Below are 25,399 nucleotides of genomic sequence, written 5' to 3' on the forward strand. Positions count from 1 at the left end.
GTCCGTAGGGGGACGGGGGCGTGCGACCACCCCCCCTCGCGGGGACCGCGACGCCCTCCGCAGGGACCGTCCGGCACCTCCGCGGGGAGCGCCTCCCCGGACCTCCGGGATGCCGACCCCCCGCCTCAGGAGGGTCCCGGGCCCCTACCTGGGTATGAACTCGCCGGTCGGTGCACCGATGCCCCGCCGCAGGTGGTGGCGGCCGGAGGGCCGGACGGCCTAACTTCGCCGGTCTGACCTGGCGACTCGCACCCGGGTGCGGGAGCGGAGCGGAGCAGATGCACATGGGGGCACCGGACGGGGGCGTCGGCGGTGGGGCCGCCACCGGATCCGGCTCGTCGGTCCGGGTGCTCGTGTGCGACGACCACGAGGTCCTGCGGCACGGGCTGCGCACGGTCCTGCGCGGGGCTCCCGACCTGACCGTCGTGGCCGAGGCCGCCGACGTCGACGAGGCACTGTCGCTGGCCGGCAGCGTCCGCCCGGACGTCGCCCTGCTGGGCCTCGAGGCGCGGGGCCCCGGGGTCCGGGACCTCGTGCGGGTGCTGAGCGCGAAGGGGATCCGGGTCGTCCTGCTGGGCGAGGCCTGTGTCGGCAGCGACGCCGTCGAGGCGCTCAAGGCCGGGGCGCGGGGCTACGTGCACGTGGCCGTCAGCCCGCACCTGCTCATCGAGTACGTGCGCGCGGTGGCCCGCGGGGAGACCGTGCTCGACCCCAGCGTCACCGGCGAGCTCCTGAGCCGGCTGGACGGCGACCGGTCGGGGGACGGCGACCGCCCGGTGCCCAACGCGCTGACCGCCCGGCAGCAGACCGTGGCCGAGCTGGTGGCCGAGGGGCTGAGCAACGCCGAGATCGCCGCCCGCCTGCAGGTCAGCCGGGCCACCGTGAAGGGTCACATCACGGTCGCGCTGCGCCGACTGAACCTGCGGGACCGGACGCAGCTGGCCATCCACGTGCACCGCGCCACCCGGCCCGGCGGCGGGCCGAGGGCGCTGCCGGTCGAGGGCTGAGCGCCGCCGTGGCTCTCACCACGCGAAAAGGGGTTCCGGTCCGGGCCCGGTGGGGGAACTCTGCAGTTCTCGGCGGAGACGACGCCGCCGGTCGACTGGGCGCAACCCGCTCGTGCACCACTACAGTCGGTCGCGTCCGGAGTAGACGGACGGGTGTCGGAACGGCCGGGTCACCGCGCGAGCGCGGGTGATCCGGAGCCAGGGGGACGACATGGGGAACGAGGTGTTCGGCACGGGGCCCGGGATGAGGACGCTGCACCAGCGAGGCCCGGGAGAGACGGGAGGCCGTTCCCACCCGGCAGGCGCGACGCGGCCGCCGGCGCCCCGGGGGCCGGTGCGTCCGGCTCCGATCGGGCCGCACGGCACCCGGCCGCCGACCACGCTCGTGTGCGTCCTGCTCTGCGAGGACCAGGAGGTCTTCCGGATCGGCATGCGCGAGGTGCTCGAGGCCGAGCCCGACATCGCGGTCGTCGCGGAGACCAGCCACCTGCACGACGCGCTCGAGGCCGCCGACGGCGTGCGGGCCCAGGTGGTCGTCGTCGTCCGGCAGGGGCTGGTCGCCGGCACCGCCCTGCCGCTGCTGCGGACCCTCTGCCAGCGGAACGCGGCCGTGCTCGTGCTCGCGGAGCCGGGGACGGTGCCCGAGCCGGAGCTCGTGGAGATCCTGCAGGCCGGCGTGCGCGGCTACCTGCCCCGCCGCTCCGACGCCCAGCGGCTGGTCGACGGCGTGCGGGCGCTGGCCCGGCACGAGGCGGCGCTCGACCCCACGGCGACGAGCCGGCTCGTGCAGTACCTGACCGCGCCCCACGAGCAGCAGGAGCGCGCGGTGCGCGTCCTGGACCGGCTCACCGACCGGCAGCGCGAGGTCGCCGAGCTGGTGGCGCAGGGGATGAGCAACGAGGAGATCGCCCGCCGGCTGTTCCTCAGCCTGGCGACGGTCAAGAGCCACCTCACCGCGTCGATGCGCCGGCTCGACGTCCGGACGCGCACCCAGCTGGCCATCCTCGTCAACCGGGACCACTCACCGGCCGCCTGAGCCGCCTGGGCCGCCTCGCCCCTCCGGGCAGCGGGTGACCTCGTCCGCCGGGAGGTGGCCCGGTCACCGGGGGTCGCCGCCTGCACCCGGAGGAGGGTGCCGACCTCATCCGCAGGTCGTGTGACGTCCCCTCCCCGGGTCGGGGGTGGCTACCTGGGGAGCGCCCATCTCCACACCGATGGCGCGTCGACGCGCCGGTCGCGTCCCGTGAGGGTGGGTGGCCTGGTCAGGGTGCGGTCACCGAGGCAGGGTCCCCTGCCGTCCCGGCGTCCGGCCCGGCACGTCAGCGGGTCGCGGCCCGCACGCGGAGAGGACGACGATGCGACCCACCAGCGCGAGGACGGACCCGCGGCGCCGCGGGCCACGTCGGGGCCTGACGGTCGCCGCGGCGACCGGCCTGGCCCTCGCCGCCCTGCCGGCGGGCGTCGCCGGCGCCCACCCCGGTGGCGGCGGGTACGGGGCCTGGTACGGGGGCGGGGAGACGTGGGTCGTCCAGGAGGGGGAGTCGATCCAGGACGCCGTCGACGCGGCCCGGTCCGGCGACACCATCCTCATCGAGGCGGGCACCTACCGGGAGGCCGTCTGCGTCGACGGCAAGGGACTCACCATCCGGGGCGAGGGCCGCGACGAGACGGTCGTCGAGTGGCCGCCGGCGGACCCGCCGGACGTCGCGGACCTGCCGTGCTGGACCGAGCAGGAGCGGGTCGACGCCGAGGACCGGACCCCCGGCGACGTGTCCGACAACGTCTCCGCCTTCTTCTTCCTGGACCCGGACAGCAGGGTGCGGGTGTCGCACCTGGGGACCGTCGACCACCCGGCCAGCGGGATCGTCGCCTGGGGCGCCGACGGCTTCTCCGTGTACGGGACCAAGGGTGTCGGTCACGGTCGCTACGGCGTCCTGGCCGCGGACTCGACGGACGTCCGCGTCGTCGGCACCGAGCACCACGGCGTCGACCGGGGCACCGACGAGGTCCCCGACAGCGGCACCGCCGGGATCTCGGTCGGGGACTCGGAGGAGGCCGACGCCGACGTCGTCGGCAACCACGTGGAGGGCTACAACCTGGGGGTCTTCGCCCGCGAGGCGCGCGGCGGCCGCATCAGCGGGAACACGCTGACCGGCAACTGCGTGGGCGTCCTCGTGTTCGACGACGCGCTCACCGAGGTCCCCGCGGCCGACCGCAACGTCGAGGGCGGGGACTGGCGCGTCAGCGGCAACACCGTGAGCGCCAACAACCGGTTCTGCCTGGCCGGCGTCGGCGAGGTCGAGGCGGCTCTCCGGGTCTCGGGCACCGGGGTGCAGGTCACCAACGGCGACGACATCGTGATCCGGGGCAACACGATCACCGACAACGTGCCGTCGGCGGACCCGTTCTCGCTGGACAACCCGGCGGGTGGCCTGGCGCTGATCACGCTGCCGCCGTTCAACAACCCGCTGGGGATCGACCCCGGCCCGGTCGAGGACGTGACGGTCGAGGACAACACCATCACCGGCAACGTGCCGTTCGACGTCTTCCTCAGCCAGCCCGGGTTCGGCCCGCTCCTGGCGGTGGGTGAGGACATCGTGTTCCGCGGCAACACCTGCGGGACCAGCCTGCCGCCGGGCACCTGCGGCAGCTGACCCTGCTCCCCCCGAGGGCCCTCTCCCGATCCGGGAGGGGGCCCTCGGTCCGTGCCGGTCCCGGACCGCGCGGTGGCCGGCCCACGCTCGTCCCGGACCGATGAGGAACGCCGCCGGGCGCCGTCTGCACCTCGACAGCGCCCATCTCATCAGGAGGAGCCCGATGCGCCCGCTCGTCGTCACCACGTTCACCACGCTCGACGGGGTCGCGCAGGCCCCCGGCGGGCCGCAGGAGGACCCCTCCGGCGGCTTCCGCTGGGGCGGGTGGCTCGTCCCGCACGCCGACGAGGCGTTCGGGCAGCAGATGGACGCCTGGTTCGCCGGCGCGGAGGACTTCCTGCTCGGCCGCCGGACCTACGTGATCTTCGCGGCGCACTGGCCGCACGTGGACGCCGGGGAGGACCCGGTCGCCCAGGCGCTGCAGACGAAGACCAAGCACGTCGCCTCGCGCACCCTGACCTCGCTGGACTGGTCCACCGCCCGGCTGCTCGGCGACGACGTGCCGGCCGCCGTCCGCGCGCTGAAGGCCGCCGACGGCGGCGAGCTGCAGGTGCACGGCTCGATCGGCCTGGTGCAGACCCTGCTGGCCGAGGACCTGGTCGACGAGATCCGCACCATCGTCTTCCCGGTCACGCTCGGGGAGGGCAGGCGGCTGTTCGCGGAGGGGACGGTGCCGCGGACCTGGCAGCTCCTCTCCTCCGCGACCACCTCGACCGGTGCCCTCATGTGCGCGCACCGGCGCACGGGTGAGGTGACCACCGGCTCGTACGCCCTGGAGGACCAGGCCTGACCGGACGTCCGGCGTTCCCGTGGGAACGCCTCCGTGGCCACTGCCTCAGTCGAGCCCGCCGCGGGCGACCAGCTGCCGGGCGATGACGTCGCGCTGGATCTCGTTGGTGCCCTCGCCGACGATCATGAGGGGGGCGTCGCGGAAGTAGCGCTCGACGTCGAACTCGGTCGAGTAGCCGTGCCCGCCGTGCACGCGGATGGCGTCCAGTGCGATCCGCATCGCCGCCTCCGACGCGAACAGCTTGGCCATGCCGGCCTCCATGTCGCAGCGCCGGCCGGTCTCGTACCGCTCCGCGGCGTAGAGGACCAGCTGGCGGGCGGCGGTCAGGTCGGTGGCCATGCCGGCCAACAGGTTGCCCACCGCCTGGTGCCGCCAGATCGGCTTGCCGAAGCTCTCCCGCTCCTGCGCGTAGCGCAGCGCGTCGTCCAGCGCGGCCCGGCCGACCCCGAGCGCGCGGGCGGCCACCTGGATCCGGCCGGTCTCCAGGCCTTTCATCATCTGCGCGAAGCCGTGGCCCTCCACCCCGCCGAGGACCGCGTCGGCCGGCGCCCGGTACCCGTCGAAGGTGAGCTCGCAGCTCTCGACGCCCTTGTAGCCGAGCTTGGGCAGGTCCTTCGACACGGTCAGCCCCGGCCCGTGCTCGACCAGCAGGATCGACACCCCCGCGTGCCGCGGCCGCGCGCCCGGGTCGGTCTTGCAGAGCAGGGCGATCAGCTGCGAGCGGCGGGAGTTGGTGATCCAGGTCTTGGCGCCGTCGACGACGTAGCCCTCGCCGTCCCGCCGCGCGACGGTGGTCATGGCCTGCAGGTCCGAGCCGCCGCCGGGCTCGGTGAGCGCCATCGTCGCGCGCACCTCGCCGGTGGCCATCCGCGGGAGCCAGCGGTCCTGCTGCTCGCGGGTGCCGAAGGCGACCAGCAGCTTGGCGACGACGGTGTGCCCGCCCATCGCGCCGGCCAGCGACATCCAGCCGCGGGCGAGCTCGGCGGTGACCAGCGCGTAGCAGGGCATCGACACCGGCGCCTCGCCCCACGGCTCGGGCACCGCGAGGCCGAAGACGCCGAGTGCCTTCATCTGCTCGATCAGCGCCTCGGGGTAGGTGTCGGCGTGCTCGAGCTCCCGGGCGACCGGCCGCACCTCGCGGTCGACGAACTCCCGGACGGCGGCGACGACGTCGCGCTCCTCGGTGCTCAGCTCGGTCATCGGGGGGTCCTCCCGGGGGACAGGTGCGCCGAGCCGGTGATCGACGCGGCCGAGCCGTGTGCGGCGGCGGTCAGCTCGAGGCGGTCGCCGTCGAGCCGGCCGGTCGCGCGCACCGGCGTGCCGGCGTGGGCCGGGCGGGTCAGCCGGTGGGCGAAGGACGTGACGGACCGGTCCGCGTGCGCGCGGCGCGGGACCTCGAGCAGCAGCAGGGCGAGCAGCGGGCCGTGCACGACCAGTCCGGGATGACCCTCGACGCCGGTGGCGTAGGGGTGGTCGTAGTGGATGCGGTGCGCGTTGTAGGTCAGCGCGCTGAACCGGAACAGCAGGGGCGCGTCGGGGACCAGCTCGACGGCGGGGCCGGTGCCGTGCCCGGCGACCGGTGTCCCCGCGCCGGCCGGCGCCGGTGACGAGCCCGCCCGCTGGGAGCGGTAGACGACGTCCTGCTCCTCGGTGAGCAGCAGCCGGCCGTCCTCGCGGTACTCGCTGCGCACGGTGACCAGCAGCATCTCGCCGCTGCGCCCGGTCTTCGCCTCCCGGCGCACCAGCGACGAGGTCCGGACGACGGTGGCGCCGACCCGCAGCGGCGCGGTGACCTCCGTGCGCCCTCCGGCGATCATGCGGCGGCGGTGGGGGACCGGCGGGAGGAAGTGCCCGTCGCGCGGGTGGCCGTCCTCGCCGAGGTCGGCGGTGGCCGGGCGGTCGAGGAAGGTGAACCAGTGCCAGCCCGGCGGCAGCGGGTCGCCGTCGTCCCGGACGGGGGAGGGCTGGTCGAGCAGCGCGGCGAAGGCGGCCGCGGGACCGGGTTCGACGCGGGCGGACTCGGTCACCGGGCCGGGCGCCCAGCCCTCGACGGCGGACAGCAGCGTCACGGGACCCCTCTCGGACGGCGGTGGACACCACGACCGTCGTCCACCGGGGCCGCCGGGGCAACGAGGGGCGGCGGCGTGAGGCCGGTCGCACCCCGGAATGGTGCGGCGCGGTCGGGTGTCGGAACCCCCGTGGACATCTTCTCCCCCGTGACCCTGGGCGACGTCGAGCTGGCCAACCGCGTCGCCATGGCGCCGTTGACCCGCATGCGGTCCGGTGCGTCCGGCGTGCCCGGGGACCTCGTCGTCGACTACTACGCGCAGCGGGCCGGCATCGGCCTGATCGTCACCGAGGGCACCTACCCGACCATCGAGGGCAAGGCCTTCGTCGGCCAGCCCGGCATCGTCACCGACGAGCAGGTCGCCGGCTGGCGCCGCGTCGCCGACGCCGTCCACGCCCGCGGCGGCAGGGTCGTCGTGCAGGTCATGCACGGCGGCCGGGTGACCCACCCCGACGTCAACGGCGGCCACCGCGTCGTCGCCCCGAGCGCGATCGCCATCGACGGCGCGGGCCACACCGAGAAGGGCAAGCAGCCCTACCCGGTGCCGCACGCGCTCACCACCGACGAGGTCCGCGCCACCGTGCAGGACTTCGTCCGAGCCTCCGAGCGCGCGGTCGAGGCCGGTCTGGACGGCGTGGAGATCCACGGCGCCAACGGCTACCTGCTGCACGAGTTCCTGTCGCCGGCGTCCAACGTGCGCGACGACGAGTACGGCGGCTCGCCGGAGAACCGCGCCCGGTTCGTCGTCGAGGTCGTGACCGCGGTCGCCGAGGCGATCGGTGCCGGCCGCGTCGGCCTGCGCATCTCGCCGGAGCACGACATCCAGGACGCGTACGAGACCGACCGCGACGACGTCCGCGCCACCTACGGCACGCTGGTCGACCGGCTGCGGCCGCTCGGGCTGGCCTACCTCTCGGTGCTGCACGCCGAGCCGGCCGGCGACCTGGTGCAGGAGCTGCGGGAGCGCTTCGGCGGGCCGCTCATGGTCAACAGCGGCTTCCGCTCGGTGACCACCCGCGACGAGGCGATCGCCCTCGTCGAGGCCGCGCACGCCGACGTCGTCGCCGTGGGCCGGGCGGTCATCGCCAACCCCGACCTGGTCGAGCGCTGGGCCGGCGAGCACCCGGAGAACGAGCCGAGGCCGCACCTGTTCTACGCGCCCGGCGCCGAGGGCTACACCGACTACCCGGCGCTGCGCGCCAGCTGAGGAAGGACCCCCTCCTCCCCACCCCTCCCACGCACGGTGCGGTGCCCCGGAGGGGGCCGCCGCGCAGGGTCTCTCACCCCGCCAGCGACGCCGCGGCCGGCGGGGCGAGGCCGGGGCCCTCGTCCACCAGGGTGTCGGCGGGTGCCGGGCGGCCGAAGTACCAGCCCTGGCCGCCGTCCACCCCGAGGGCCTGCAGACAGACGGATCCGTTCCGCTCATCACTCACAGCAGGTGGCGGTACGTTCACGGAAGGCCCTCATCACGCAACCGCCGCCGCGTGGTCCAGCGGGTCGCTCAGCCGCGGGTGGCCAGCCCGGTCGCCATCTCGCCGAGGAGGGCGGGAGCCCGGTCGCGGTCGCCGGACAGCCCGGACAGGGTCCGCTCGGCGAGCTCGCACCACGCGGCCTCGAGCGCCGGCACCAGCGACCGGCCGCGGTCGGAGAGCTCCACGATGGTCACCCGCCCGTCGGTCGGCGACGGGCAGCGGACGACCAGCCCGGCGCTCTCCAGCTTGCGCACGCTGCCGGTGATGGTGGGGGGCTCGCAGCCGCTGGCCGCCGCCAGCTGGACCTGCGTCCGTTCACCGTGCGCGTGCAGCTCGAGCAGCAGGACCTCCTGGCCGGGGTGCAGACCCAGCGGGGCCAGCAGCTCCGCCGCGGCGGCACGGTGGCGCATCGCCAGGGCGCGGACGGCGTCGTTGACCTGCTTGGCGCGGGTGGGGTCCACGGGCGGCTCCTCTTGCGGCGTCGATGGTTATGCGCCTAACCTCCTGATGGGTCGTTAGGCGGCTAACGAACTCTACCGAGAGAGGTGTCCCGTGACCACGTCCGCACCCGCCCCCGTCGTCCTCCTCCCGACGGCGGTGCGGGCATGACGACGCCGGCCGGGGCGAGGGTCCGCTTCAGCGAGGCCGAGCAGGCGTACCTGCTGGGCGAGCGGCGGCTCGGCCGCCTGGCGACGGCGGACGCGTCGGGGCAGCCGCACGTGGTGCCGGTCGGGTGGAGCTACGACGCCGAGCTGGGGACCATCGACGTCAGCGGGCGGTCCTTCTCCTCGACGCGCAAGTACCGCAACGCGCAGGCCAACCCGAGGGCGGCGTTCGTGGTGGACGACGTCCTGCCGCCGTGGCACCCCCGGTGCGTGACCGTGCAGGGGGACGTGGAGCTCGTCGAGCCGCCGGACGGCGAGGCGGTGATCCGCATCCACCCGCGCTCGATCGTGTCCTGGGGTCTCGACGCCTGAACGTCCCTGCGGGAACGCCCGAGGGTGCGGTGGCGTGACCTGCGCGACCCCCGTCGACGAGCGTCAGGTCCTGCGGCCGTGGGCGGCGACGGAGACCGGTTCCCACTCGCGCCAGGTGGCCAGGCGGGACTCGTAGTCGCGGGTCGCGATGGCGAGCGGGCCGTCGCCGAGGAAGACGCGCAGCGGCGGGTCCTCGGCGTCGACGACCCGGAGGACCGCCTCGCGGGTCGCCACCGGGTCACCCGGGTCGCCGGCCCGGGCCCTGCGCTGCTCGGCGGCCTTCTCGCGGAAGGTGTCGTAGGCCGGGTCGGGGGTGGCGGTCCTGGCCGAGGCGCCGCCCCAGTCGGTGGCGTACGCGCCGGGCTCGATGATCGTCACCCTGATGCCGAAGTCGGCGACCTCGGCGGCGAGGGACTGGCTGAGGGCCTCCAGCGCCCACTTCGAGGCGTTGTAGATGCCGATGTTCGGGAACGCGCTGATCCCGCCGATGCTGCTCACCTGCAGGACGTGGCCGGAGCCCTGCGCGCGCAGGTACGGCAGCGCGGCCTGCGTGACGAACAGCGCGCCGAAGACGTTGGTGTCGAACTGGGCACGCGCCTCGGCCTCGGAGACCTCCTCGATCATCCCGAACTGGCCGTAGCCGGCGTTGTTGACGACGACGTCGAGCCGGCCGAGGTGCTCGTGCGCCCGGGCGACGGCGGCGAACACGGCGTCCCGGTCGTCCACGTCGAGCGCGATGGGGAGGACGGCGTCGCCGAACCGCGCGACCAGGTCGTCGAGGGTCGTCGTGTCGCGGGCGGTGGCGGCGACGGTGTCGCCGCGCTCCAGGGCGGCGATGGTCCACTCGCGGCCGAAGCCGCGGGACGCGCCGGTGATGAACCAGGTCTTGGGCACGGGTGCTCTCCTCGCACGGGGGACGGCGGAACGCCCGCGGACGACGTCGCGGGCCGCTGACCGGACGAAGGACGACGACCGGGGATCTGTTCCGCGGCCGTGCCGGCTGCGTGTCGTGGTCTGATCCCCTGGGGCGCGACACCGGGGTCGCGCGGGACGAGGAGGTTCCATGGCCGAGGTGCACGGCAGCTGCGACGACCGGTTCTCCGGGGTGCGGGAGGAGCTGGAGCGGCAGCTGGACGGCGACGAGCTGGGGGCGTCGATCGCCGTCGACCTCGACGGGGAGACCGTCGTCGACCTGTGGGGCGGGTACCGCGACGAGCAGCGGACGACGCCGTGGACCGAGGACACGATCGTCAACGGCTGGTCGACGACGAAGACCGTGCTCGCCCTCGCCGCGCTGGTGCTGGTGGAGCGCGGCGAGCTCGACGTCCACGCGCCGGTCGCCGACTACTGGCCGGAGTTCGCGGCCAGGGGCAAGAAGGACGTCCGGGTGCGGCACCTGATGTCGCACACGTCGGGCGTCTCCGGCTGGGACCCGCCGTTCTCGATCAGGGACATGTACGACTGGCAGACCGCGACCGAGCGGCTGGCGCAGCAGGCGCCCTGGTGGGAGCCGGGGACGGCGTCGGGCTACCACGCGAACAACCAGGGACACCTGGTCGGCGAGGTCGTCCGGCGGATCACCAACACCACGTTCAAGCAGTTCGTGGCCACCGAGATCGCCCGGCCGCTGGGTGCGGACTACCAGATCGGTGCCCGCGAGTCGGACTGGGACCGGATCGCGCCCGTCGTCCCCCCGCGGCCCTCGGACGACGACCCGCGGACCCAGGACCCGGAGTCGGTCATGGTCAAGACCTTCACCGGCCCGGTCGCCTCGGCGAGGGCGGCCAACTCACCGGAGTGGCGCCGCGCCGACCTGGGCGCGCTCAACGGGCACACGAACGCCCGCGGGCTGGTGCGGGTGCTGCGGGTGATGTCGCTCGGCGGCGAGGCCGGCGGCGTGCGGCTGCTGTCGCCGGAGACGATCGACCTGGTCTTCGACCAGCAGTCCGACGGCGTGGACCTCGTCCTCGGGGTGCCGTTCCGCTTCGGCATCGGCTACTGCCTCGGGTCGCCGATCGTCCCGTACGTGCCGGAGGGGCGGACCTTCTTCTGGGGCGGCTGGGGAGGGTCGATGATCGTCATGGACCTCGACCGCCGGCTGACGATCGGCTACGTGATGAACCGGATGGCACCGGGCATCCTGGGCTCGGACCGCAGCGAGGCCTACACCCGGGCGGTGTACGGCGCGCTCGGCTGAGGCCCGGGGGAGGTGCGGCATGGACCTCGACGACGTGGTGCCGGTGGCCGATCACGTGACCCGCCAGTCGCGGGTGATCGACGCGCCGCCGTCGGTGGTGTGGGAGGAGCTGCACCGGCTGCGGGTCTCGTCCCTGCCGGTCACGCTCCTGCTCAGCGCGGCGCGGGCCCTGCCGGTGGTGCTGTCCGGGCGGGGGCGCCGCCGCGGCGGGCTGGACCGGACCTTCCTCGACGTCGTGCCGATCCCGGAGCTGGCCTCCGACCCGCCCTCGCACGTCGTGTTCGGCGGCGTGCTGCAGGCCTGGCGGCTGACCGGGGGCAGGCGACTGCCCGTGCTGGACGCCTCGGGTGTCCGGGAGTGGTCGGAGCCGGGCTGGGTGAAGGTCGGCATGGAGTTCCGGCTGACGCCGGCCCTCGGGGGCACGCGGCTGAGCTGCGAGACCCGGGTCGTCTCGACCGATGCCGCGACGCGGCGGCGCTTCGGCCTCTACTGGCTCGCGGTGCGGCCGGGCAGCTCGGCCATCCGGTGGGAGCTGCTGACCGCCGTCGCCATGCGGGCGGAGGCGCGCGCCGGGTAGGACTCGTGCGTGGCCTGGACCGAGCGCGACATCCCCGACCTGAGCGGGCGGACGGCGGTGGTGACCGGGGCCAACGGTGGGCTGGGCCTGCAGACGGCGCTGGCGCTGGCGGGTGCGGGCGCGCACGTGGTGATGGCCGCTCGGGACCCGGAGAAGACGGCGGCTGCCGAGGCGCGGATCCGGCTGACCCACGCCTCGGCGTCCCTGCAGGTGGTGCCGCTGGACCTGGCCGACCTGTCGTCGGTGGCCGCGGCCGCGCGGGAGGTGCTGGACCGGCACGAGCGCGTGGACCTGCTGGTCGACAACGCCGGCGTGATGGCGGTGCCGCAGCGGACGACGGCCGACGGGTTCGAGCTGCAGCTCGGCGTCAACCACCTGGGGCACTGGGCGCTGACCGCGCACCTGCTGCCGGCGCTGCTGCGGGCGCCGGCCGCGCGGGTGGTGACGGTGACGAGCACGGCGCGGCACCGGGCCCGGCGGCTGGACCCGGCCGACCCGCACATGCGGCAGGGGTACGGGCCGTGGGCGGCGTACGCGCGGTCGAAGGCCGCCAACCTCCACTTCGGCCTGGGGCTGCAGCAGCGGTTCTCCGCCGCCGGTGTCGCGGCGAGCAGCCTGCTGGCGCACCCGGGACTGTCGAACACCGACCTGCAGGCACGCGCGGTGCGCGAGGGCGGCGCCGGCCGGCTGGGTCCGGTCTTCGAGCTGGTGACCGCGCGGTCGGGGACGTCGCCGTTCGAGGGCGCCCGGCCGCAGCTGCGGGCCGCGACCGACCCGCGGGCCCGCGGCGGGGAGCTGTACGCGCCGCGGTACGGCTCGCACGGCCCGGCCGTGCGGCGGCCGGTCCTGCGTCGGCTCCACCTGCAGGAGCGGATCGACGTCCTGTGGCAGGTCTCCGAGCGCGAGACCGGCACCCCGCTGGACGTCGCTGCCGCGGCCACCCCCTGAACCCCGGTGCAGCCGCGGGACGTCTCAGTCCTCGAGCAGGCCGGCCTCGTGGGCGAGGATGGCGGCCTGCGTGCGGTTGGCCAGGTCGAGCTTGGCGAGCAACCGGGAGACGTAGGTCTTCACCGTCGCCTCGCTCACGAAGAGGCGTCCGGCCAGCTCCGCGTTCGACCCGCCGCTGCCCAGCAGCTGCAGCACCTCGCGCTCGCGGTCGGAGAGGCCCGCGACCCGGCGCAGCGCCTGGGCCTTGCGCGGGGCGGCCCGCTTGTCCACGTAGGACTCGATGAGCGCGGCGGTGACCTTCGGCGAGAGGGTCGCCGTCCCGTCGGCGACCGCCCGCACCGCGGCCGCGATCTCCCGGGGTGGGGTGTCCTTGAGCAGGAAGCCGGCGGCCCCGGCGGCCAGCGCCGCGTACACGTACTCGTCCACGTGGAACGTCGTGAGGACGGCGACCTGCGGCGGGTGCGGCAGCGCGAGGATCCGCCTGGTCGCCGTCAGCCCGTCCATCATCGGCATGCGGATGTCGACGAGGACGACGTCCGGGCGCAGCTGCTCCGCCGCCCGCACCCCCTCGGCGCCGTTGGCGGCCTCGGCGACCACCTCGAAGCCGCCCGTCGACTCCAGCACGGTGCGCAGCCCGAAGCGCACGAGCTCCTCGTCGTCGACCAGCAGCACCCGGATCGGCGTCCCCGTCATGCCGGGAGCACCGCCTCGACGAGGAAGCCGCCGTCCAGGCGCGGCTCGGTGCGCAGCCGGCCGTCCAGCGTGCGCACCCGCTCGCTGAGCCCGACGAGACCGAAGCCCCCGCCGGAGCCGGGGCCGGCGGACTCGGCGGGCGTCCCGTTGACCACGCGGACGACGAGCTGCCCGGGCTCGCGGGCGACGTCGACGTGCACCGGAGCGCCGGGCGCGTGCTTGCCCGCGTTGGTCAGCGCCTCCTGCACGATGCGGTAGGCCGCCCGGGAGACGGCGGGTTCGACCGGGGCCGCGTCGGCCGGGGGACCGGTCAGCTCGACCGACATCCCGGCGGCGCGGCACTCCTTGACCAGCCGCTCGAGGTCGTCGAGTCCCGGCTGCGGGGTGAGGGGTGCACCGTCGTCCTCGCCGGCGCGGAGCACGCCGACCGCCTGCCGCAGCTCGTCGAGGGCCTGCCGGCCGGCGCGCTGCACGTGGCAGGCGAGCTGCTCGACCCGCTCGCGGTCGGCCGCGGCCATCTCGATGGCGCCGGCCTGCAGCACCATGAGGCTCACCCGGTGGCCGACGGCGTCGTGCATCTCCCGGGCGATGCGGGCGCGCTCGGCGGCGATGGCCTCGCGCGCCAGGAGCTCCCGCTCGGCCTCGGCCCGCTCGGCCCGCTCGGTGAGCGCCGTCATCAGGTCGGCGCGGGCGCGCACCCACGCGCCGATGGCGCCGGGGAGCAGGACGACGAACGCGACGCCCGCGAGACCGCCGACCACCTCGCCGAGCGAGGGCTCGGTCCAGAACTGGCTGACCGCGACCGATCCGGCGACCCCCGCGACCGCCCGGACCGGCCAGCGGTCGGTGTAGCGGCCCACGGCGTAGGCGCCCAGCGGGATGGCGCCGCCGACAGCCGGGGCGACCGCGCCCACCGCAGCGGCCGCGAGGAAGGGGACCAGCGGGGCCCGCCGGCGCAGGAAGAGCAGCAGCAGGCCGACGCCGATCGACGCCGTGGTGGTCACGGAGACGGGCACCGGGGCGGGGCCGGGTGTCCACTCGACCGCTCGGACGCTCAGCCCGCCGAGGACGGCGATGAGCACCTCGAACCAGACGCTGCGCGTCGAGAGGCCCGGCCACAGCCGCGCGCGGAGCCCCATGCGCAGCAGCGTAGGACGGTGGTCGTCGCCGTCGGGTCGGCCGTGGGATGACCGCCGACGTCGACTTTCGGATGACCGGGACGAGACCTCCGACCAGCACGTTCGAGGCTCCCGGCTGACACGGACGACGGGCCCGCCGCGGTTCTCTGTGCATCACCACCACGGCGGACACGACGAGGAGCCCACGATGATCACGGTCAGCGGACTGACCAAGGAGTACGGCGGCCGGACGGTCGTCGACCGGGTGTCGTTCGAGCTGGAGCCCGGCACGGTGACCGGCTTCCTCGGCCCTAACGGCGCCGGCAAGAGCACCACCATGCGGATGGTCACCGGGCTGGTGCCCGCGTCGTCCGGCACCGCGCTGGTCGCCGGCAGGCCCTACACCTCCCTCCCCAACCCGGGAGCGGTCATGGGCACGCTGCTCGACGCCGCGGCGGTGCACCCCGGACGCACCGGGCTGACGCACCTGCGGCTGCTGGCCGCGACCATCGGCGTCCCGGCTCCGCGGGTCGACGAGGTGCTCGAGATGGTCGACCTCACGGCAGCCGGCGGTCGCCGGATCGGCGGCTACTCGCTCGGCATGCGGCAGCGGCTCGGGATCGCGGCGGCGCTGCTGGCCGACCCGCCGGTGCTGATGTTCGACGAGCCGGCCAACGGCCTGGACCCGGAGGGCATCCGCTGGATGCGCGACCTCCTGCGCGGCCACGCAGCCCGCGGCGGGACGGTGCTGTTGTCCAGCCACCTGCTCGGCGAGGTCGAGCACACCGTCGACCGGCTGCTGGTCATCGGCTCGGGGCGGATCGTCGCCGACGGTCCCATCGGCGAGCTCCTGGCCGGCGACGGGACGGCGGTGCGCGCGGCCGACGCGGCGTCCTTCGAGACGGCGCTCTCGGCCGCCGGGCTCGAGGTGCAGCACCGGGACGGCGGCGTCCTCGTCGTGCCGGGTGCCTCGCCGGACCGGATCGGTGCGCTGGCGGCAGCCGGCGGCCACGCCCTGATCGACCTGCGGCCCTCCGAGCAGGGCCTGGAGGAGCTGTTCTTCCAGCTCACCGATGCCTGATGAACCCCACCCGGACCACGTCGCAACGAGAGGCACCTGACATGAGCACCACCCTCACCCCCACCCCCACCGCCGTCGTCCCCACCGCCGTCGTCCCGGCTGCCGTCGTCCCGGTCGCCGGCTCGACCGCCCGGCGGACCGGTCCGTCCTTCCCGGCGCTGACCGGCCTGGAGATCCGCAAGTCCCTGTCCACCCGCTCCGGCCGGTCGGTGGCCGCGCTGGCCGTGCTGGTGGGGCCGCTCGGCGTCCTGCTGGCCACCGTGACCAGCGGTGGCGGGGTCGTCGCCGCGATGGCCCTCGGCATCATGGGGATGCTGATCGCGCTGGTCCTGCTCGCCCTCGGTGTGCTCTCGACCGCAGGGGAGTGGACGCACAAGAGCGTGCAGACGACGTACCTGCTGGTGCCCCAGCGGGGCCGGGTGCTGGCCGCGAAGGCCGCGGCCATGGCCCTCCTCGGGCTGCTGTTGGCTTCCCTCGGCGTCGCCGGCGCCGTCGGAGCGCTGGCGCTCTTCACCGCCGGGGTCTCGTGGGTCGGGACCGCACAGGCCGTGGCCGCGGTGATCGCCTCCGGGGCGGCGTTCGCCGTCATCGGGGCCGGGATCGGTGCCGCGGTGGGCAACTCGGCCGCCGCGATGACCGGGACCTACCTGACGGTGCTCGGCATCCTGCCGGTGCTGAACTCGGTGGAGCCGGAGATCGCGGAGAAGCTGGACCCGGCGGGCGCGATCACGGTGCTGGCCCAGCAGGGGGCGGCGACGACGCCGATCGCGGTGATCGCCGGCTGGGTGGTCGTCTCCACCATCGCGGGAGTGCTCATCACCCGCCGCCGCTCGGTGGCCTGACTGGCGTCAACACCACGCGCTGAGGGTCCCCTCGATCCCATCGAGGGGACCCTCAGCGTGTCCTCGTCAGTCCCTACGGCGGCCGAGGAGCCAGCCGACGACGACACTTGGCGACGGTCGGACAGCTCCCCAATCATCGCATTCCCGTCGGTGAGGAGGTTTCGAATCGACGAGACCAGCGGCTCCGGCTGCGCGCCATGATGGAAGGCTTCTATTAAGCCACGTTTTCCATGGCCGCCGCGGGAAGGCCTTGGAGCAATCTTCGACCACTCCATAATCTGAAATTGCGGGCATACCTAGGGTCTAGTATTCGTAGGAGCTACTGTCATCTGAGCGTCAGCAATTCCGCACTAATGAACCTAAACGCCTAGTGCTCATCTTGAGCTGGTTGACGGCCACCCGCCCTACCCCAACCTCCAACGCGAAGCCGGCTGCAACCTCTGCCAACATGTGCTGCGCCATACTCTCGACGCTGCTTCGGACGCCATGGGCGGTGTACTTGGTGCCACTGGCGCGCCCCAATGCTCAAGGTGGGATCGGCTGCCCTGGAACCGTCCCCTTCAAGGTCGATGCGCTGAGGCGCTCAACCATAGTGAGTCAGCAGGCTGTTCAGCTGCAAGGTGACGTGAGTCGGGTGGTTGATTTTCGACGCCTGCCGCACGGCTGGCGTGCGGCAGCTACACGCAAGGAGGAGTCTACGAGCAGCCACGAGGTTCGACAACCTGTAGTCGACTAAGCAAGGGGACTGTTCGGCCGTCCGCTAGACGACGCCGGAGATTGCCCCTAGGCCGCTCGGTCATGCTTGCCGAGCGGCCGCTCGGACAGCTTGGGTTGATACTGGTTGTGTGGAAGGGTCAGTGAGTGCAGCGCAGGCTCTGCGCCTCCTCATGGACACCAACGTCTTCATCGCGCTCGAACCGTTCGCAGGGGCCCTGGAGGCTGCGACCGAGCCTGCGGCGCGCCTCGTACGGTTGGTGAGCGAACAGCAACACCGACTCTTTGTGCACCCAGCCTCCGCTGATGACTTGCGCGAAGGAGCTGATTTATCACGCTTAGCCCAAAGACTCGCGGAACTACAAAAATATCCCGAGTTGCAGGAGGGGACGATACCGAAGTCACTCTCGGAGCGCCTTCCAGCCGTAGCTGTCGGATCGAACGATCACAGGGACTTGCGCCTCCTAGCCGCCTTATACAACAAAGCGGTGGTCTACCTCATAACCGAGGATGGAAGGCTCAGGCGCAGAGCAGCACGCGCTGGCCTTGGAGATCGCGTCCTTAGCATCTCTGATGCGGTGTCCATGCTTGAGCAGTTGGCGCCCGCGATTAGTACGCCGCCGCCGAAAGTGTCTCGAGTAGCCAGCTATGCGCTCGACGGAGAGCAGGAGATTTTCGAGTCGCTGAGGGAGGACTATCCGGGGTTTGATGACTGGCTAAACGAGAAAGTCCGCCCGGATAACGATAATCGTGATTGCTATGTGGTATTTGACGACGGCAAGTACGCTGCCCTAGCCATCGTTAAGCGTCGCGAAGCGAGCAGTTCTTATGACTTTCCCGTGCCAATCACGAAGATCGCTACTCTTAAGGTTGATGCTGACTACTCGGGAAGTAAGTATGGCGAGTTGCTACTTAAGGCGATATTTCAGGATTGGGCCGGCCGGGATGGGTCACTTTATGTGGAGGTGTACTCAAAACATCAAGCCCTCGTAGCGTTGCTGAATAGCTTCGGCTTCATCCAGAGTGCAGTGAAAGAAGGTGACGAACTGGTGCTGATGAAGCGCCGTCGACCGTCGCCAGAAGAGCAATGGACCGATGCTCTTGGGTACAACATTATGTTTGGCCCCCCCGCCATTCTAGGCGCAGGTCACGTCTTCGTGGTACCTATCATCCCCAAGTGGCATACACAGCTATTCCCGGATGCTCCCAACGCCGAAGAGGAGAGAGGGGAACAGCTCCTGTTGCCTCTTTCCGACCCAGCGGTCCTAACGCATCCGTGGGGCAATGCCCTCAGAAAAGCCTACATCTGCAACAGTTCGACCCGTCGCATATTGCCAGGCGACACTCTCTTGTTCTACCAGTCTGGACCGGATAAGTCGATTACGGCTGTAGGTGTAGTAGAAGAAACGCTCAGGTCGGCGGATAGTGTCGAGGTCGCTAGCTTCGTGGGTAGACGCACCGTATACACTCCGTCCGAGATTGCTCAGATGTGCTCGCGTGTCGGTGGGGCTCTTGCGATCCTGTTCAGGCAGGATCGCTTCATCGAACCTTCCTGGGGGCTCGAAGAGCTTCAACAGCAGGAGGTGTTGACATCATGGCCGCAGTCGATCACGCAGGTACGAGAGCGGGGCGCGACATGGGTGCATCAGCAACTGGCCGCACGGCCCTAATGGCAATTCATCCGCGTTATGCGGAGGCCATCTTGGCTGGAAAAAAGAGGATCGAGTTTCGCAAGCGTCCACTTGCGCCGGATGTGCAGACGGTGGTCATCTATGCCACGTCGCCACTTAAGAGTGTCGTGGGTGAGTTCTCTGTGAGCGGCATTGTGCAGGGGACGCCTCAGGAACTATGGAAGGCCTATCGTTCGGTCGGCTGCATTGAGGCCGGCGCGTACCGGAATTATTATGAGGGCTCGGCGAGTGCAGCTGGGATAATGGTAGGCGAGGTATGGCGTTACCGCGAGCCAATGCCGCTGACCCGAATGATACCTAGTCCAGCTGTACCTCAAAGTTTCACTTACGTTGACGAGAATGTCCTAAGTCAAATCCGGGACGCGCAGCCGCAGCAGCTCTCCCTTTGTGACAAGTGCCTCGAGCTACTCTTTGCGGCTTGGAAGATTGCAAGCAATTTATCTGTCCGTGGTCATCGATGCGACGGTGCGCTGCTAGTCTGACTTCGGCATTTGCCAGTAAGACATGCAGGCAAGGATTGGTCGGACATCGGGTCTCGATCATCTCCTCCGAGAGGCAAGGAGGTAGCCGACGACGACGCCGAGCAGGGTGAGGCCCGCTCCGCCGACCGCGCCGACGGCCAGGGTCCGCAGGTCGGACGACGGCACAGCGGTCGTCGTCCCGGTGGACACCTGCGGCGCCGCGGAGGCGGCCGCGGGCGTCTCCACGGGAACGGTGTCCGTCGAGCTCACCGCGGCCGACGTCGGACGTGGCACCGCCGAACCGGTCAGCTCGGCGTCGATCGCGGTGAAGAACTGGCCGGCCATCCGCTTGGCGACACCGGTGATCATGCGCTGACCCACTCCGGCCACCGGCCCGCCCACGACCGCGTCGGCCGAGTAGGTCAGCGTCGTCGTGCCGGCGTCTGACGGCACCAGCTCGATCGCCACCTTGGCCCGCAGGTTGCCCGGCGCCCCGGCGCCCGAGGCGTGCATGACGTAGGACGACGGCGGCTGCTGGTCGGTCAGCCGCACCTGGCCGGCGTAGGTCCCGCGGATCGCACCGACGCCGACGGTCACGTCCATCCGGTACTCGTCGTCGCCGACCCGCTGCAGCGTCCCGCAGCCGGGGATCGTCCGCGCCAGCACGTCCGGGTCGGTGAGCACCCGCCAGACGTCGTCCGGCGACCCGTGCAGCACCGCCGAGCCGTCGAGGTTCACGCACGCACTCCCGTCCTGCGGGCCGACGCCGCCGTCCGCTCCGCCGTCTCGTCCCGCACCAAGTCGTACAGCTCCGACGGCGAGATCGGCATCGCCGCCACCCGCCGTCCCACCGCGTCCTCGATCGCCGACGCCAGCGCCGCCGACCCCGGGATCACCCCCGCCTCCCCGGCGCCCTTGATCCCCAGCGGGTTCAGCGGCGACGGCGTCTGCTGGTGGTCGATCACCACGTCGGGCACCTCGGAGGCGTAGGGCATGAGGAAGTCCATGAACGACGCGTTCTGCAGCTGCCCGTCGGCGTCGTAGGCCATCCGCTCGTACAGCGCCCCGCCCACGCCCTGCGCGACGCCGCCGTGCACCTGCCCCTCGACGATCATCGGGTTCACCACGTTGCCGCAGTCGTGCACCACCGCGTACCTGACGACGTCGATCTCCCACGTCCGCGGGTCGACCTCCACCACCGCCGCGTGCGCGCCCGAGGCGAACGTCGACCGGATCGGGGAGTAGTAGTCGCGGTGCTCGAGCCCCGGCGCGTCGCCGGCGGCCACCGGCGGCTTGGAGTCGTCGCCCGGCCCCGCGAACTGCGTCGCCTGCTTGGCGGCCTCGTCGAAGGCGTACCGCAGCGGGTTGGACAGGACGGCGACCGTGCGCAGCGGGATCGACGTCCCCGGCGTCCCCCTCACCTGCACCAGGCCCTCGTCGATCTCCAGGTCGCCCGGGTCGGCCTCCAGGACCTCGGCGGCGATCCGCAGCGCCTTCTCCCGCACACCCCGGGCGGCGAGCGCCACGGCGTTGCCGCTCATCACCGCCGCCCGCGAGGCGAAGGTGCCGACGGCGTAGCCGAAGCGCCGGGTGTCGCCGGTGTGCACCTCGACGTCGTCCATCGGCACCCCGAGCTCGGAGGCGACGATCTGCGCGAACACCGTCTCGTGGCCCTGCCCCTGCGAGGTCAGCCCGGTCGACACCAGCACCTTGCCGCTGCCGAGCACCTGCACGTGCCCGCCCTCGTAGGGCCCCGGCCCGGTGCCCTCCACGTACAGCGCCATCCCGACGCCCAGCAGCTTCCCGCGACCGGCGGCCTCGGCCCGCAGCGACTCCGCCTCCTCCCAGCCGACCAGCGCGGTCAGCTTGTCGAGCAGCCCCGGGTAGTCGCCGGAGTCGTAGACGACCGGCCGGCCGTCCTGGAACGTCAGGTGGTGGTCGTAGGGGAACTGGTCGGCCTGGATGAGGTTGCGCCGGCGGACCTCGGCCCGGTCGAGCCCGAGCGCGTCGGCGACCCGGTCCATCGTCCGCTCCATCGCGAAGCAGCCCTGCGGCCGCCCCGCCCCGCGGTAGGGCGTGACGATGACGGTGTTCGTGTACAGGCTCTCCACGACCACCCGGTACACGGGGACCACGTACGGCCCGACCAGCTGCGTCGCCGTGATGATCGGCACGATGATCCCGTAGGGCGTGTAGGCGCCGTTGTCGTGCCAGACGTGGACGTCGAGCGCGGTGAGCCGGCCGTCGTCGTCGTACCCGACGGTGATCTCCTGCCGCTGCCCGCGCTCGTGCGCGCTGGAGACGAAGTGCTCGCGGCGGTCCTCGGCCCACTTCACCTCGCGGCCCAGCCTGATGGCCGCCATCGGCACCAGCAGCTCCTCCGGCCACGGGTGCACGATCTTGACGCCGAAGCCGCCGCCGACGTCCGGTGCGATGACCTCGACGCGGTCCAGCGACAGCTCGAGCTTCGCCGCGATCGCCGCGCGCACCGACGTCGAGGCCTGGGTGCTCGAGTAGACCCGCAGGCTGCCGTCGTCGGGGTCCCAGCGGGCGTGCACGCCCTTGCCCTCCAGCGGCGTGCAGGCGCTGCGCTCGATGGTCTGGGTGAAGGCCAGCGTGTGCGGCGAGGCGGCCAGCGCCGGCTCGACGTCGCCGGTCTCCTGGTGGTGCCGCGCGGCGACGTTGTCCGGGACGTCCTCGTGCACTGCGGCCCGCGCCTCTCGGGCGGTGTCGATGCCGACGACGACGGGCAGCTCCTCGTAGCCGACGACGATGCGCTCGGCGGCGTCCTCGGCCACGTACCGGTCGGTGGCCACGACCATGACCACGGGCTCGCCGACGTGGTGGACCACGCCGTTGGCCAGTGGGTACCCGGTGCGCGGCGCGTGCAGCTGCGGGTGCGGGATGAGCACCGGCAGCGGCTCGGCCATCGGCCCGGTGAGGTCCTCGTAGGTGTAGATCGCGACCAGGCCCTCGACGTCCAGCGCGCCCTCGACGTCGACGTCGAGGACGCGGGCGTGCGCGTGCGGGCTGCGCACGAAGGCGGCGGCCAGCGCGCCGGCGCCGATGTCGTCGAGGTAGCGCCCCCTGCCGGTGATCAGCCGGGCGTCCTCGCGGCGGCGGACCGGCTCCCCGAACAGCTTGGTGGTCACCGGGCGTCCTCCCGCATCGCGGCGGCGGCGTGGCGGACGGCCTTCTTGATGTTGGCGTAGCCGGTGCAGCGGCAGAGGTTGCCGCCGACGAGGTCGTCGACCTCCTCCTCGGTGATCCCCGCGGAGCGGTCCCGGGCCTCCAGCCCCGCGGCGATGGTCACCAGGAAGCCCGGGGTGCAGTAGCCGCACTGCAGCGCGTGGCACTCGCGGAAGGCCTCCTGCACCGGGTGCAGCACCTGCCCGCCCCGGTGGTCGTCGCGGGCCAGCCCCTCGACCGTGGTCACCGCGGCGCCGTCGACCTGCACGGCCAGCACCAGGCAGGAGCGCACCGGCTCGCCGTCGACCAGCACCGTGCACGAGCCGCAGACGCCGTGCGCGCAGCCGACGTGCGTGCCGGTCAGCCCCAGGTCGTCGCGCAGCAGGTCCGACAGCACCCGGCGCACCGGCACCTGCGCTTTCCGTGGAACACCGTTGACGGTGAGCGACACGGTCCGCTCCGTGTCGACGGAGGTGCTCATGCGGTCGTCCTCTCGGCCGCTTCCGCGGCGGCGTCGGCGAGCGTGCGTTCAGTGAGCACGCCGACCAGCAGCCGCCGGTAGTCGGCGGTGGCGTGCAGGTCGGGATCGGGGTCGACGAGCGAGCGGGCCAGCGCACCGGCGGCGGCCCAGTCCGCGCTGTCGACCGGCTTGCCGGCCACCGCCTCGGTGAGGTCGTGCACCTCGGGCACCGGCCCCACCGACAGGTACGCGGCCTGGACGGCGGCCACCCGGCGGTCCTCGTCGAGCGTGACGACGACGCCCGCCCCGCAGACGGCGTAGTCGCCCCTGCGCCGCGCGATCTCGGCGAACGCCGTCCCCGACCGCGCCGGCAGGGCGGGGAAGAAGGCGTCGACGACGACCGCCGGGCCGCTCAGCGAGGTCTCCAGCGGCCCGACGAACAGATCCCGCCAGCCGACCTCCGACCGGCCGGACGGCGTCGCCACGGTCACCGAGCCGCCGGTCAGCGCGAGCACCGCGGTCATCTCGCCGCTCGGGTCGGCGTGCGCGATCGAGCCGACCGTCGTCCCGCGGTTGCGGATCGCCGGGTGCGCCACGTTCGCCGTCGCCCGGGCCAGCAGCGGCTGCACCCGGGCGGCGGGCCCGTCGCGCAGCAGCGCGGCGTGCCGCACCAGCGCGCCCACCCGGACGCCGTCCGCGCTCGCCCCGACCCCGTCGAGGTCGGGCACCCGGTTGACGTCGACCAGCGTGGTCGGCGCCGCGAGCCGCATGGACAGCAGCGGCAGCAGCGACTGCCCGCCGGCGAGCACCTTGGCGCCGGGCCCCTCCGCGGCGAGGACGTCGAGCGCCTCGTCGAGCGAGCGGGGGTCCGCGTAGCGGAAGGGCGCCGGTTTCACCGGTCGCGCGTCCCCTTGGTGGTGTCGACGCCGGCCCGGGTGTCCATGCCGGGGCGGGTGTCGATGCCGGCGCGACCGACCTCGTCGACCGACGACGGGTCGGAACCGCCCCGCTCGTCGGCGTAGCCGCCCGCGGGGCCACCGTGGTGCCCCAGTGAGGAGCCGCTCTCCGGGACGCTCCCCTCGCGGAGCAGCGCGGCCTTCATGTCCGCGGGGGCGAGCGCCCGGGCCACGTGCCAGGCGACCACCGCGACGATCGAGCCGAGCGCGATGCCCTGCAGGGAGAAGTCGTCGGTGATGGTGAGCGTGACGTTGCCGATGCCGATGATGATGCCCGCGGCGAGCGGCACCAGGTTGATCGGGTTGGCGAAGTCGACCCGGTTCTCCTTCCAGATCTTGGCGCCCAGCAGGCCGATCATCCCGTAGAGGACGACGGTGATCCCGCCCAGCACCCCGCCCGGGACGATGCTGATCAGCGCGCCGAACTTGGGGATCAGGCCCAGCAGGATCGCCACGACGGCGGCCACGTAGTAGGCCGCGGTCGAGTAGACGCGGGTGGCGGCCATGACGCCGATGTTCTCGGCGTAGGTCGTGGTGGGGGAGCCGCCCACCGACGTCGCGAGGACCGTGCCCACACCGTCGGCGAACACCGCACGGCCCATCACCGGGTCGAGGTCGCGCTTGGTCATCTCCGCGACCGCCTTCACGTGCCCGACGTTCTCCGCGACCAGGGCGATGACGGCGGGCAGCACCAGCAGGCTGAAGTTCAGCGAGAACGTGGGGAAGGTGAACTGGGGCAGGCCGAACCAGTCGGCCTCGCCCACGGAGTCGAAGTTGATCCGCTCGCGGGTGCTGATCTCGCCCGTGCCGTCGGGCGAGGTGATGTCCCCGGCCGTGACGTCCAGCAGCACCGACAGCAGGTAGCCGAAGACCAGCCCGAGCAGGATCGAGATGCGGGCGATGAAGCCCCGCAGCGCCAGGGACGCGACGATGACGAACGCCATGGTGGCGAGGGCCACCCACTGGTCCTGCGGCCAGTAGATGCCGGCCGCGACCGGGGCCAGGTTGAACCCGATCAGCATGACCACCGCGCCGGTGACGGCCGGGGGCAGCACCTTGTTGATGACGCCGAGCCCGGCGAAGTGGATGAGCACACCGACGAGGGCCAGCGCGACGCCGGCGACGAGGATCGCGCCGACGACGTCGCTGGACCCACCGCCGTTGGCCCGGATCGCCGCGACGCCACCGACGAAGGCGGCGCTGGTGCCCAGGTAGCTGGGCACGCGGCCCTTGACGATGAGCAGGAAGACGATCGTCGCGATGCCGCTCATCATGATCGCGAGGTTGGCGTCCAGCCCCATGATCAGCGGGAAGACGAAGGTCGCGCCGAACATGGCGACGACGTGCTGCGCGCCGATGCCGACGGTCCGTGGCCACGACAGCCGCTCGTCGGGGGCCACCGCCTCACCCAGCGGCGGGGTCTTGCCGTCCCCGTAGAGCTTCCAGCTGAACGCCATCCGAGTGCCTCCTCGACGAGCACGCCGGCGCTTCCGGCGGGTGCCGT

The 25,399-nt window shown here is 72.7% G+C and carries 25 protein-coding genes; 13 read left to right on the plus strand and 12 right to left on the minus strand.

Translation table 11 applies throughout. The annotated features are described in order from the left end of the window. Positions 1–284: 284 nt before the first annotated feature. From JOD57_RS13010 to JOD57_RS13025, 4 genes are all read left to right on the plus strand, one after another. The gene (locus tag JOD57_RS13010; protein ID WP_204692406.1) at positions 285–1,007 is read left to right on the plus strand and encodes a LuxR C-terminal-related transcriptional regulator; all 723 of its coding nucleotides are present in this window, start codon (positions 285–287) and stop codon (positions 1,005–1,007) included. 385 nt (positions 1,008–1,392) lie between these two features. After that, the gene (locus JOD57_RS13015) at positions 1,393–2,043 is read left to right on the plus strand and encodes a response regulator transcription factor (protein ID WP_307824660.1); all 651 of its coding nucleotides are present in this window, start codon (positions 1,393–1,395) and stop codon (positions 2,041–2,043) included. A gap of 319 nt (positions 2,044–2,362) precedes the next feature. Next, entirely contained in the window at positions 2,363–3,661 is a 1,299-nt protein-coding gene (locus JOD57_RS13020; protein WP_204692407.1) for a right-handed parallel beta-helix repeat-containing protein, read from the plus strand. 163 nt (positions 3,662–3,824) lie between these two features. Further along, positions 3,825–4,451, plus strand: a complete 627-nt coding sequence (locus tag JOD57_RS13025) for a dihydrofolate reductase family protein (RefSeq protein ID WP_204692408.1) — start codon at positions 3,825–3,827, stop codon at positions 4,449–4,451. Between the two features lie 45 nt (positions 4,452–4,496). Here the strand turns inward: JOD57_RS13025 and JOD57_RS13030 are convergent, their stop codons facing one another. Then, positions 4,497–5,651: an acyl-CoA dehydrogenase family protein gene (locus JOD57_RS13030; RefSeq protein WP_204692409.1), complete on the minus strand. Its 1,155-nt coding sequence runs from the start codon at positions 5,649–5,651 to the stop codon at positions 4,497–4,499. Further along, positions 5,648–6,520, minus strand: a complete 873-nt coding sequence (locus tag JOD57_RS13035; protein WP_204692410.1) for an HTD2 family dehydratase — start codon at positions 6,518–6,520, stop codon at positions 5,648–5,650. The genes JOD57_RS13030 and JOD57_RS13035 overlap by 4 nt, the downstream gene beginning before the upstream one ends. Before the next feature lie 129 nt (positions 6,521–6,649). Between JOD57_RS13035 and JOD57_RS13040 the strand changes: the two genes are divergently transcribed. Beyond that, entirely contained in the window at positions 6,650–7,726 is a 1,077-nt protein-coding gene (locus tag JOD57_RS13040; RefSeq protein WP_204692411.1) for an alkene reductase, read from the plus strand. 73 nt (positions 7,727–7,799) lie between these two features. Here the strand turns inward: JOD57_RS13040 and JOD57_RS13045 are convergent, their stop codons facing one another. After that, positions 7,800–7,952 (minus strand): hypothetical protein, encoded by a 153-nt coding sequence (locus tag JOD57_RS13045; protein ID WP_204692412.1) that lies wholly within the window; start codon positions 7,950–7,952, stop codon positions 7,800–7,802. 68 nt (positions 7,953–8,020) lie between these two features. Continuing rightward, positions 8,021–8,452: a MarR family winged helix-turn-helix transcriptional regulator gene (locus JOD57_RS13050; RefSeq protein WP_204692413.1), complete on the minus strand. Its 432-nt coding sequence runs from the start codon at positions 8,450–8,452 to the stop codon at positions 8,021–8,023. Between the two features lie 144 nt (positions 8,453–8,596). Here JOD57_RS13050 and JOD57_RS13055 point away from each other — a divergent pair, with 144 nt between their 5' ends. Beyond that, positions 8,597–8,968 carry a PPOX class F420-dependent oxidoreductase gene (locus JOD57_RS13055; protein WP_204692414.1) on the plus strand — a complete coding sequence of 124 codons (372 nt, stop codon included), beginning with the start codon at positions 8,597–8,599 and terminating at the stop codon, positions 8,966–8,968. Positions 8,969–9,031: 63 nt separating this feature from the next. Here JOD57_RS13055 and JOD57_RS13060 read toward each other — a convergent pair whose 3' ends face one another. Continuing rightward, positions 9,032–9,862, minus strand: coding sequence for an SDR family oxidoreductase (locus JOD57_RS13060; protein ID WP_204692415.1), 831 nt, complete (start codon positions 9,860–9,862; stop codon positions 9,032–9,034). A gap of 169 nt (positions 9,863–10,031) precedes the next feature. Between JOD57_RS13060 and JOD57_RS13065 the strand changes: the two genes are divergently transcribed. From JOD57_RS13065 to JOD57_RS13075, 3 genes are read left to right on the plus strand one after another with little or no spacing between them, the layout of a single operon-like run. Then, positions 10,032–11,165, plus strand: a complete 1,134-nt coding sequence (locus tag JOD57_RS13065; RefSeq protein ID WP_204692416.1) for a serine hydrolase domain-containing protein — start codon at positions 10,032–10,034, stop codon at positions 11,163–11,165. A gap of 19 nt (positions 11,166–11,184) precedes the next feature. Further along, positions 11,185–11,742, plus strand: coding sequence for a hypothetical protein (locus JOD57_RS13070; protein ID WP_204692417.1), 558 nt, complete (start codon positions 11,185–11,187; stop codon positions 11,740–11,742). Positions 11,743–11,751: 9 nt separating this feature from the next. Continuing rightward, positions 11,752–12,690 (plus strand): oxidoreductase, encoded by a 939-nt coding sequence (locus JOD57_RS13075; RefSeq protein ID WP_204692418.1) that lies wholly within the window; start codon positions 11,752–11,754, stop codon positions 12,688–12,690. 24 nt (positions 12,691–12,714) lie between these two features. Here JOD57_RS13075 and JOD57_RS13080 read toward each other — a convergent pair whose 3' ends face one another. Together JOD57_RS13080 and JOD57_RS13085 are read right to left on the minus strand one after the other, a co-directional pair. Continuing rightward, the gene (locus JOD57_RS13080; protein WP_204692419.1) at positions 12,715–13,383 is read right to left on the minus strand and encodes a response regulator transcription factor; all 669 of its coding nucleotides are present in this window, start codon (positions 13,381–13,383) and stop codon (positions 12,715–12,717) included. After that, positions 13,380–14,522 (minus strand): sensor histidine kinase, encoded by a 1,143-nt coding sequence (locus tag JOD57_RS13085; RefSeq protein ID WP_204692420.1) that lies wholly within the window; start codon positions 14,520–14,522, stop codon positions 13,380–13,382. Before JOD57_RS13085 ends, JOD57_RS13080 begins: the two co-directional genes overlap by 4 nt. 187 nt (positions 14,523–14,709) lie before the next feature. On the opposite strand from JOD57_RS13085, the gene JOD57_RS13090 reads away from it, so the two are divergent. From JOD57_RS13090 to JOD57_RS27285, 4 genes are all read left to right on the plus strand, one after another. Continuing rightward, complete coding sequence (locus tag JOD57_RS13090; RefSeq protein WP_204692421.1) at positions 14,710–15,582, plus strand: ATP-binding cassette domain-containing protein; 873 nt, start codon at positions 14,710–14,712, stop codon at positions 15,580–15,582. 41 nt (positions 15,583–15,623) lie between these two features. Then, entirely contained in the window at positions 15,624–16,424 is an 801-nt protein-coding gene (locus JOD57_RS13095; protein ID WP_204692422.1) for a hypothetical protein, read from the plus strand. Between the two features lie 887 nt (positions 16,425–17,311). After that, the gene (locus JOD57_RS13100; RefSeq protein WP_204692423.1) at positions 17,312–18,808 is read left to right on the plus strand and encodes a GNAT family N-acetyltransferase; all 1,497 of its coding nucleotides are present in this window, start codon (positions 17,312–17,314) and stop codon (positions 18,806–18,808) included. Then, on the plus strand, positions 18,808–19,311 hold the full coding sequence (locus JOD57_RS27285; RefSeq protein ID WP_372440301.1) for an ASCH domain-containing protein: 504 nt from the start codon (positions 18,808–18,810) through the stop codon (positions 19,309–19,311). Before JOD57_RS13100 ends, JOD57_RS27285 begins: the two co-directional genes overlap by 1 nt. Positions 19,312–19,368: 57 nt before the next feature. On the opposite strand, the gene JOD57_RS13110 is transcribed toward JOD57_RS27285, so the two are convergent. The 5 genes from JOD57_RS13110 to JOD57_RS13130 are packed head-to-tail and all read right to left on the minus strand — an operon-like array spanning position 19,369 to position 25,352. After that, on the minus strand, positions 19,369–20,028 hold the full coding sequence (locus tag JOD57_RS13110) for an SRPBCC family protein (protein WP_204692425.1): 660 nt from the start codon (positions 20,026–20,028) through the stop codon (positions 19,369–19,371). Next, positions 20,025–22,442: an aerobic carbon-monoxide dehydrogenase large subunit gene (gene cutA / locus JOD57_RS13115; RefSeq protein ID WP_204692426.1), complete on the minus strand. Its 2,418-nt coding sequence runs from the start codon at positions 22,440–22,442 to the stop codon at positions 20,025–20,027. Before cutA ends, JOD57_RS13110 begins: the two co-directional genes overlap by 4 nt. Then, complete coding sequence (locus JOD57_RS13120; RefSeq protein WP_204692427.1) at positions 22,439–22,960, minus strand: (2Fe-2S)-binding protein; 522 nt, start codon at positions 22,958–22,960, stop codon at positions 22,439–22,441. Before JOD57_RS13120 ends, cutA begins: the two co-directional genes overlap by 4 nt. Further along, positions 22,957–23,835 carry an FAD binding domain-containing protein gene (locus tag JOD57_RS26890; protein WP_204692428.1) on the minus strand — a complete coding sequence of 293 codons (879 nt, stop codon included), beginning with the start codon at positions 23,833–23,835 and terminating at the stop codon, positions 22,957–22,959. Before JOD57_RS26890 ends, JOD57_RS13120 begins: the two co-directional genes overlap by 4 nt. After that, positions 23,832–25,352: a uracil-xanthine permease family protein gene (locus JOD57_RS13130; protein ID WP_204692429.1), complete on the minus strand. Its 1,521-nt coding sequence runs from the start codon at positions 25,350–25,352 to the stop codon at positions 23,832–23,834. Before JOD57_RS13130 ends, JOD57_RS26890 begins: the two co-directional genes overlap by 4 nt. Positions 25,353–25,399 lie beyond the last annotated feature (47 nt).

The organism is Geodermatophilus bullaregiensis, from assembly GCF_016907675.1.
Lineage (GTDB): Bacteria > Actinomycetota > Actinomycetes > Mycobacteriales > Geodermatophilaceae > Geodermatophilus > Geodermatophilus bullaregiensis.

What these genes read in the sequence shown, in the direction of transcription:
- JOD57_RS13065 (WP_204692416.1), top strand. Translation starts at nt 10,032, where the DNA reads ATGGCCGAGGTGCACGGCAGCTGCGACGACCGGTTCTCCGGGGTGCGG.
- JOD57_RS13100 (WP_204692423.1), top strand. Translation starts at nt 17,312, where the DNA reads ATGGACACCAACGTCTTCATCGCGCTCGAACCGTTCGCAGGGGCCCTG.
- JOD57_RS13055 (WP_204692414.1), top strand. Translation starts at nt 8,597, where the DNA reads ATGACGACGCCGGCCGGGGCGAGGGTCCGCTTCAGCGAGGCCGAGCAG.
- JOD57_RS13095 (WP_204692422.1), top strand. Translation starts at nt 15,624, where the DNA reads ATGAGCACCACCCTCACCCCCACCCCCACCGCCGTCGTCCCCACCGCC.
- JOD57_RS27285 (WP_372440301.1), top strand. Translation starts at nt 18,808, where the DNA reads ATGGCAATTCATCCGCGTTATGCGGAGGCCATCTTGGCTGGAAAAAAG.
- JOD57_RS13120 (WP_204692427.1), bottom strand. Translation starts at nt 22,960, where the DNA reads ATGAGCACCTCCGTCGACACGGAGCGGACCGTGTCGCTCACCGTCAAC.
- JOD57_RS13070 (WP_204692417.1), top strand. Translation starts at nt 11,185, where the DNA reads ATGGACCTCGACGACGTGGTGCCGGTGGCCGATCACGTGACCCGCCAG.
- JOD57_RS13130 (WP_204692429.1), bottom strand. Translation starts at nt 25,352, where the DNA reads ATGGCGTTCAGCTGGAAGCTCTACGGGGACGGCAAGACCCCGCCGCTG.
- JOD57_RS13080 (WP_204692419.1), bottom strand. Translation starts at nt 13,383, where the DNA reads ATGACGGGGACGCCGATCCGGGTGCTGCTGGTCGACGACGAGGAGCTC.
- JOD57_RS13090 (WP_204692421.1), top strand. Translation starts at nt 14,710, where the DNA reads ATGATCACGGTCAGCGGACTGACCAAGGAGTACGGCGGCCGGACGGTC.
- JOD57_RS13085 (WP_204692420.1), bottom strand. Translation starts at nt 14,522, where the DNA reads ATGGGGCTCCGCGCGCGGCTGTGGCCGGGCCTCTCGACGCGCAGCGTC.
- JOD57_RS13010 (WP_204692406.1), top strand. Translation starts at nt 285, where the DNA reads ATGGGGGCACCGGACGGGGGCGTCGGCGGTGGGGCCGCCACCGGATCC.
- JOD57_RS13020 (WP_204692407.1), top strand. Translation starts at nt 2,363, where the DNA reads ATGCGACCCACCAGCGCGAGGACGGACCCGCGGCGCCGCGGGCCACGT.
- JOD57_RS13030 (WP_204692409.1), bottom strand. Translation starts at nt 5,651, where the DNA reads ATGACCGAGCTGAGCACCGAGGAGCGCGACGTCGTCGCCGCCGTCCGG.
- JOD57_RS13025 (WP_204692408.1), top strand. Translation starts at nt 3,825, where the DNA reads ATGCGCCCGCTCGTCGTCACCACGTTCACCACGCTCGACGGGGTCGCG.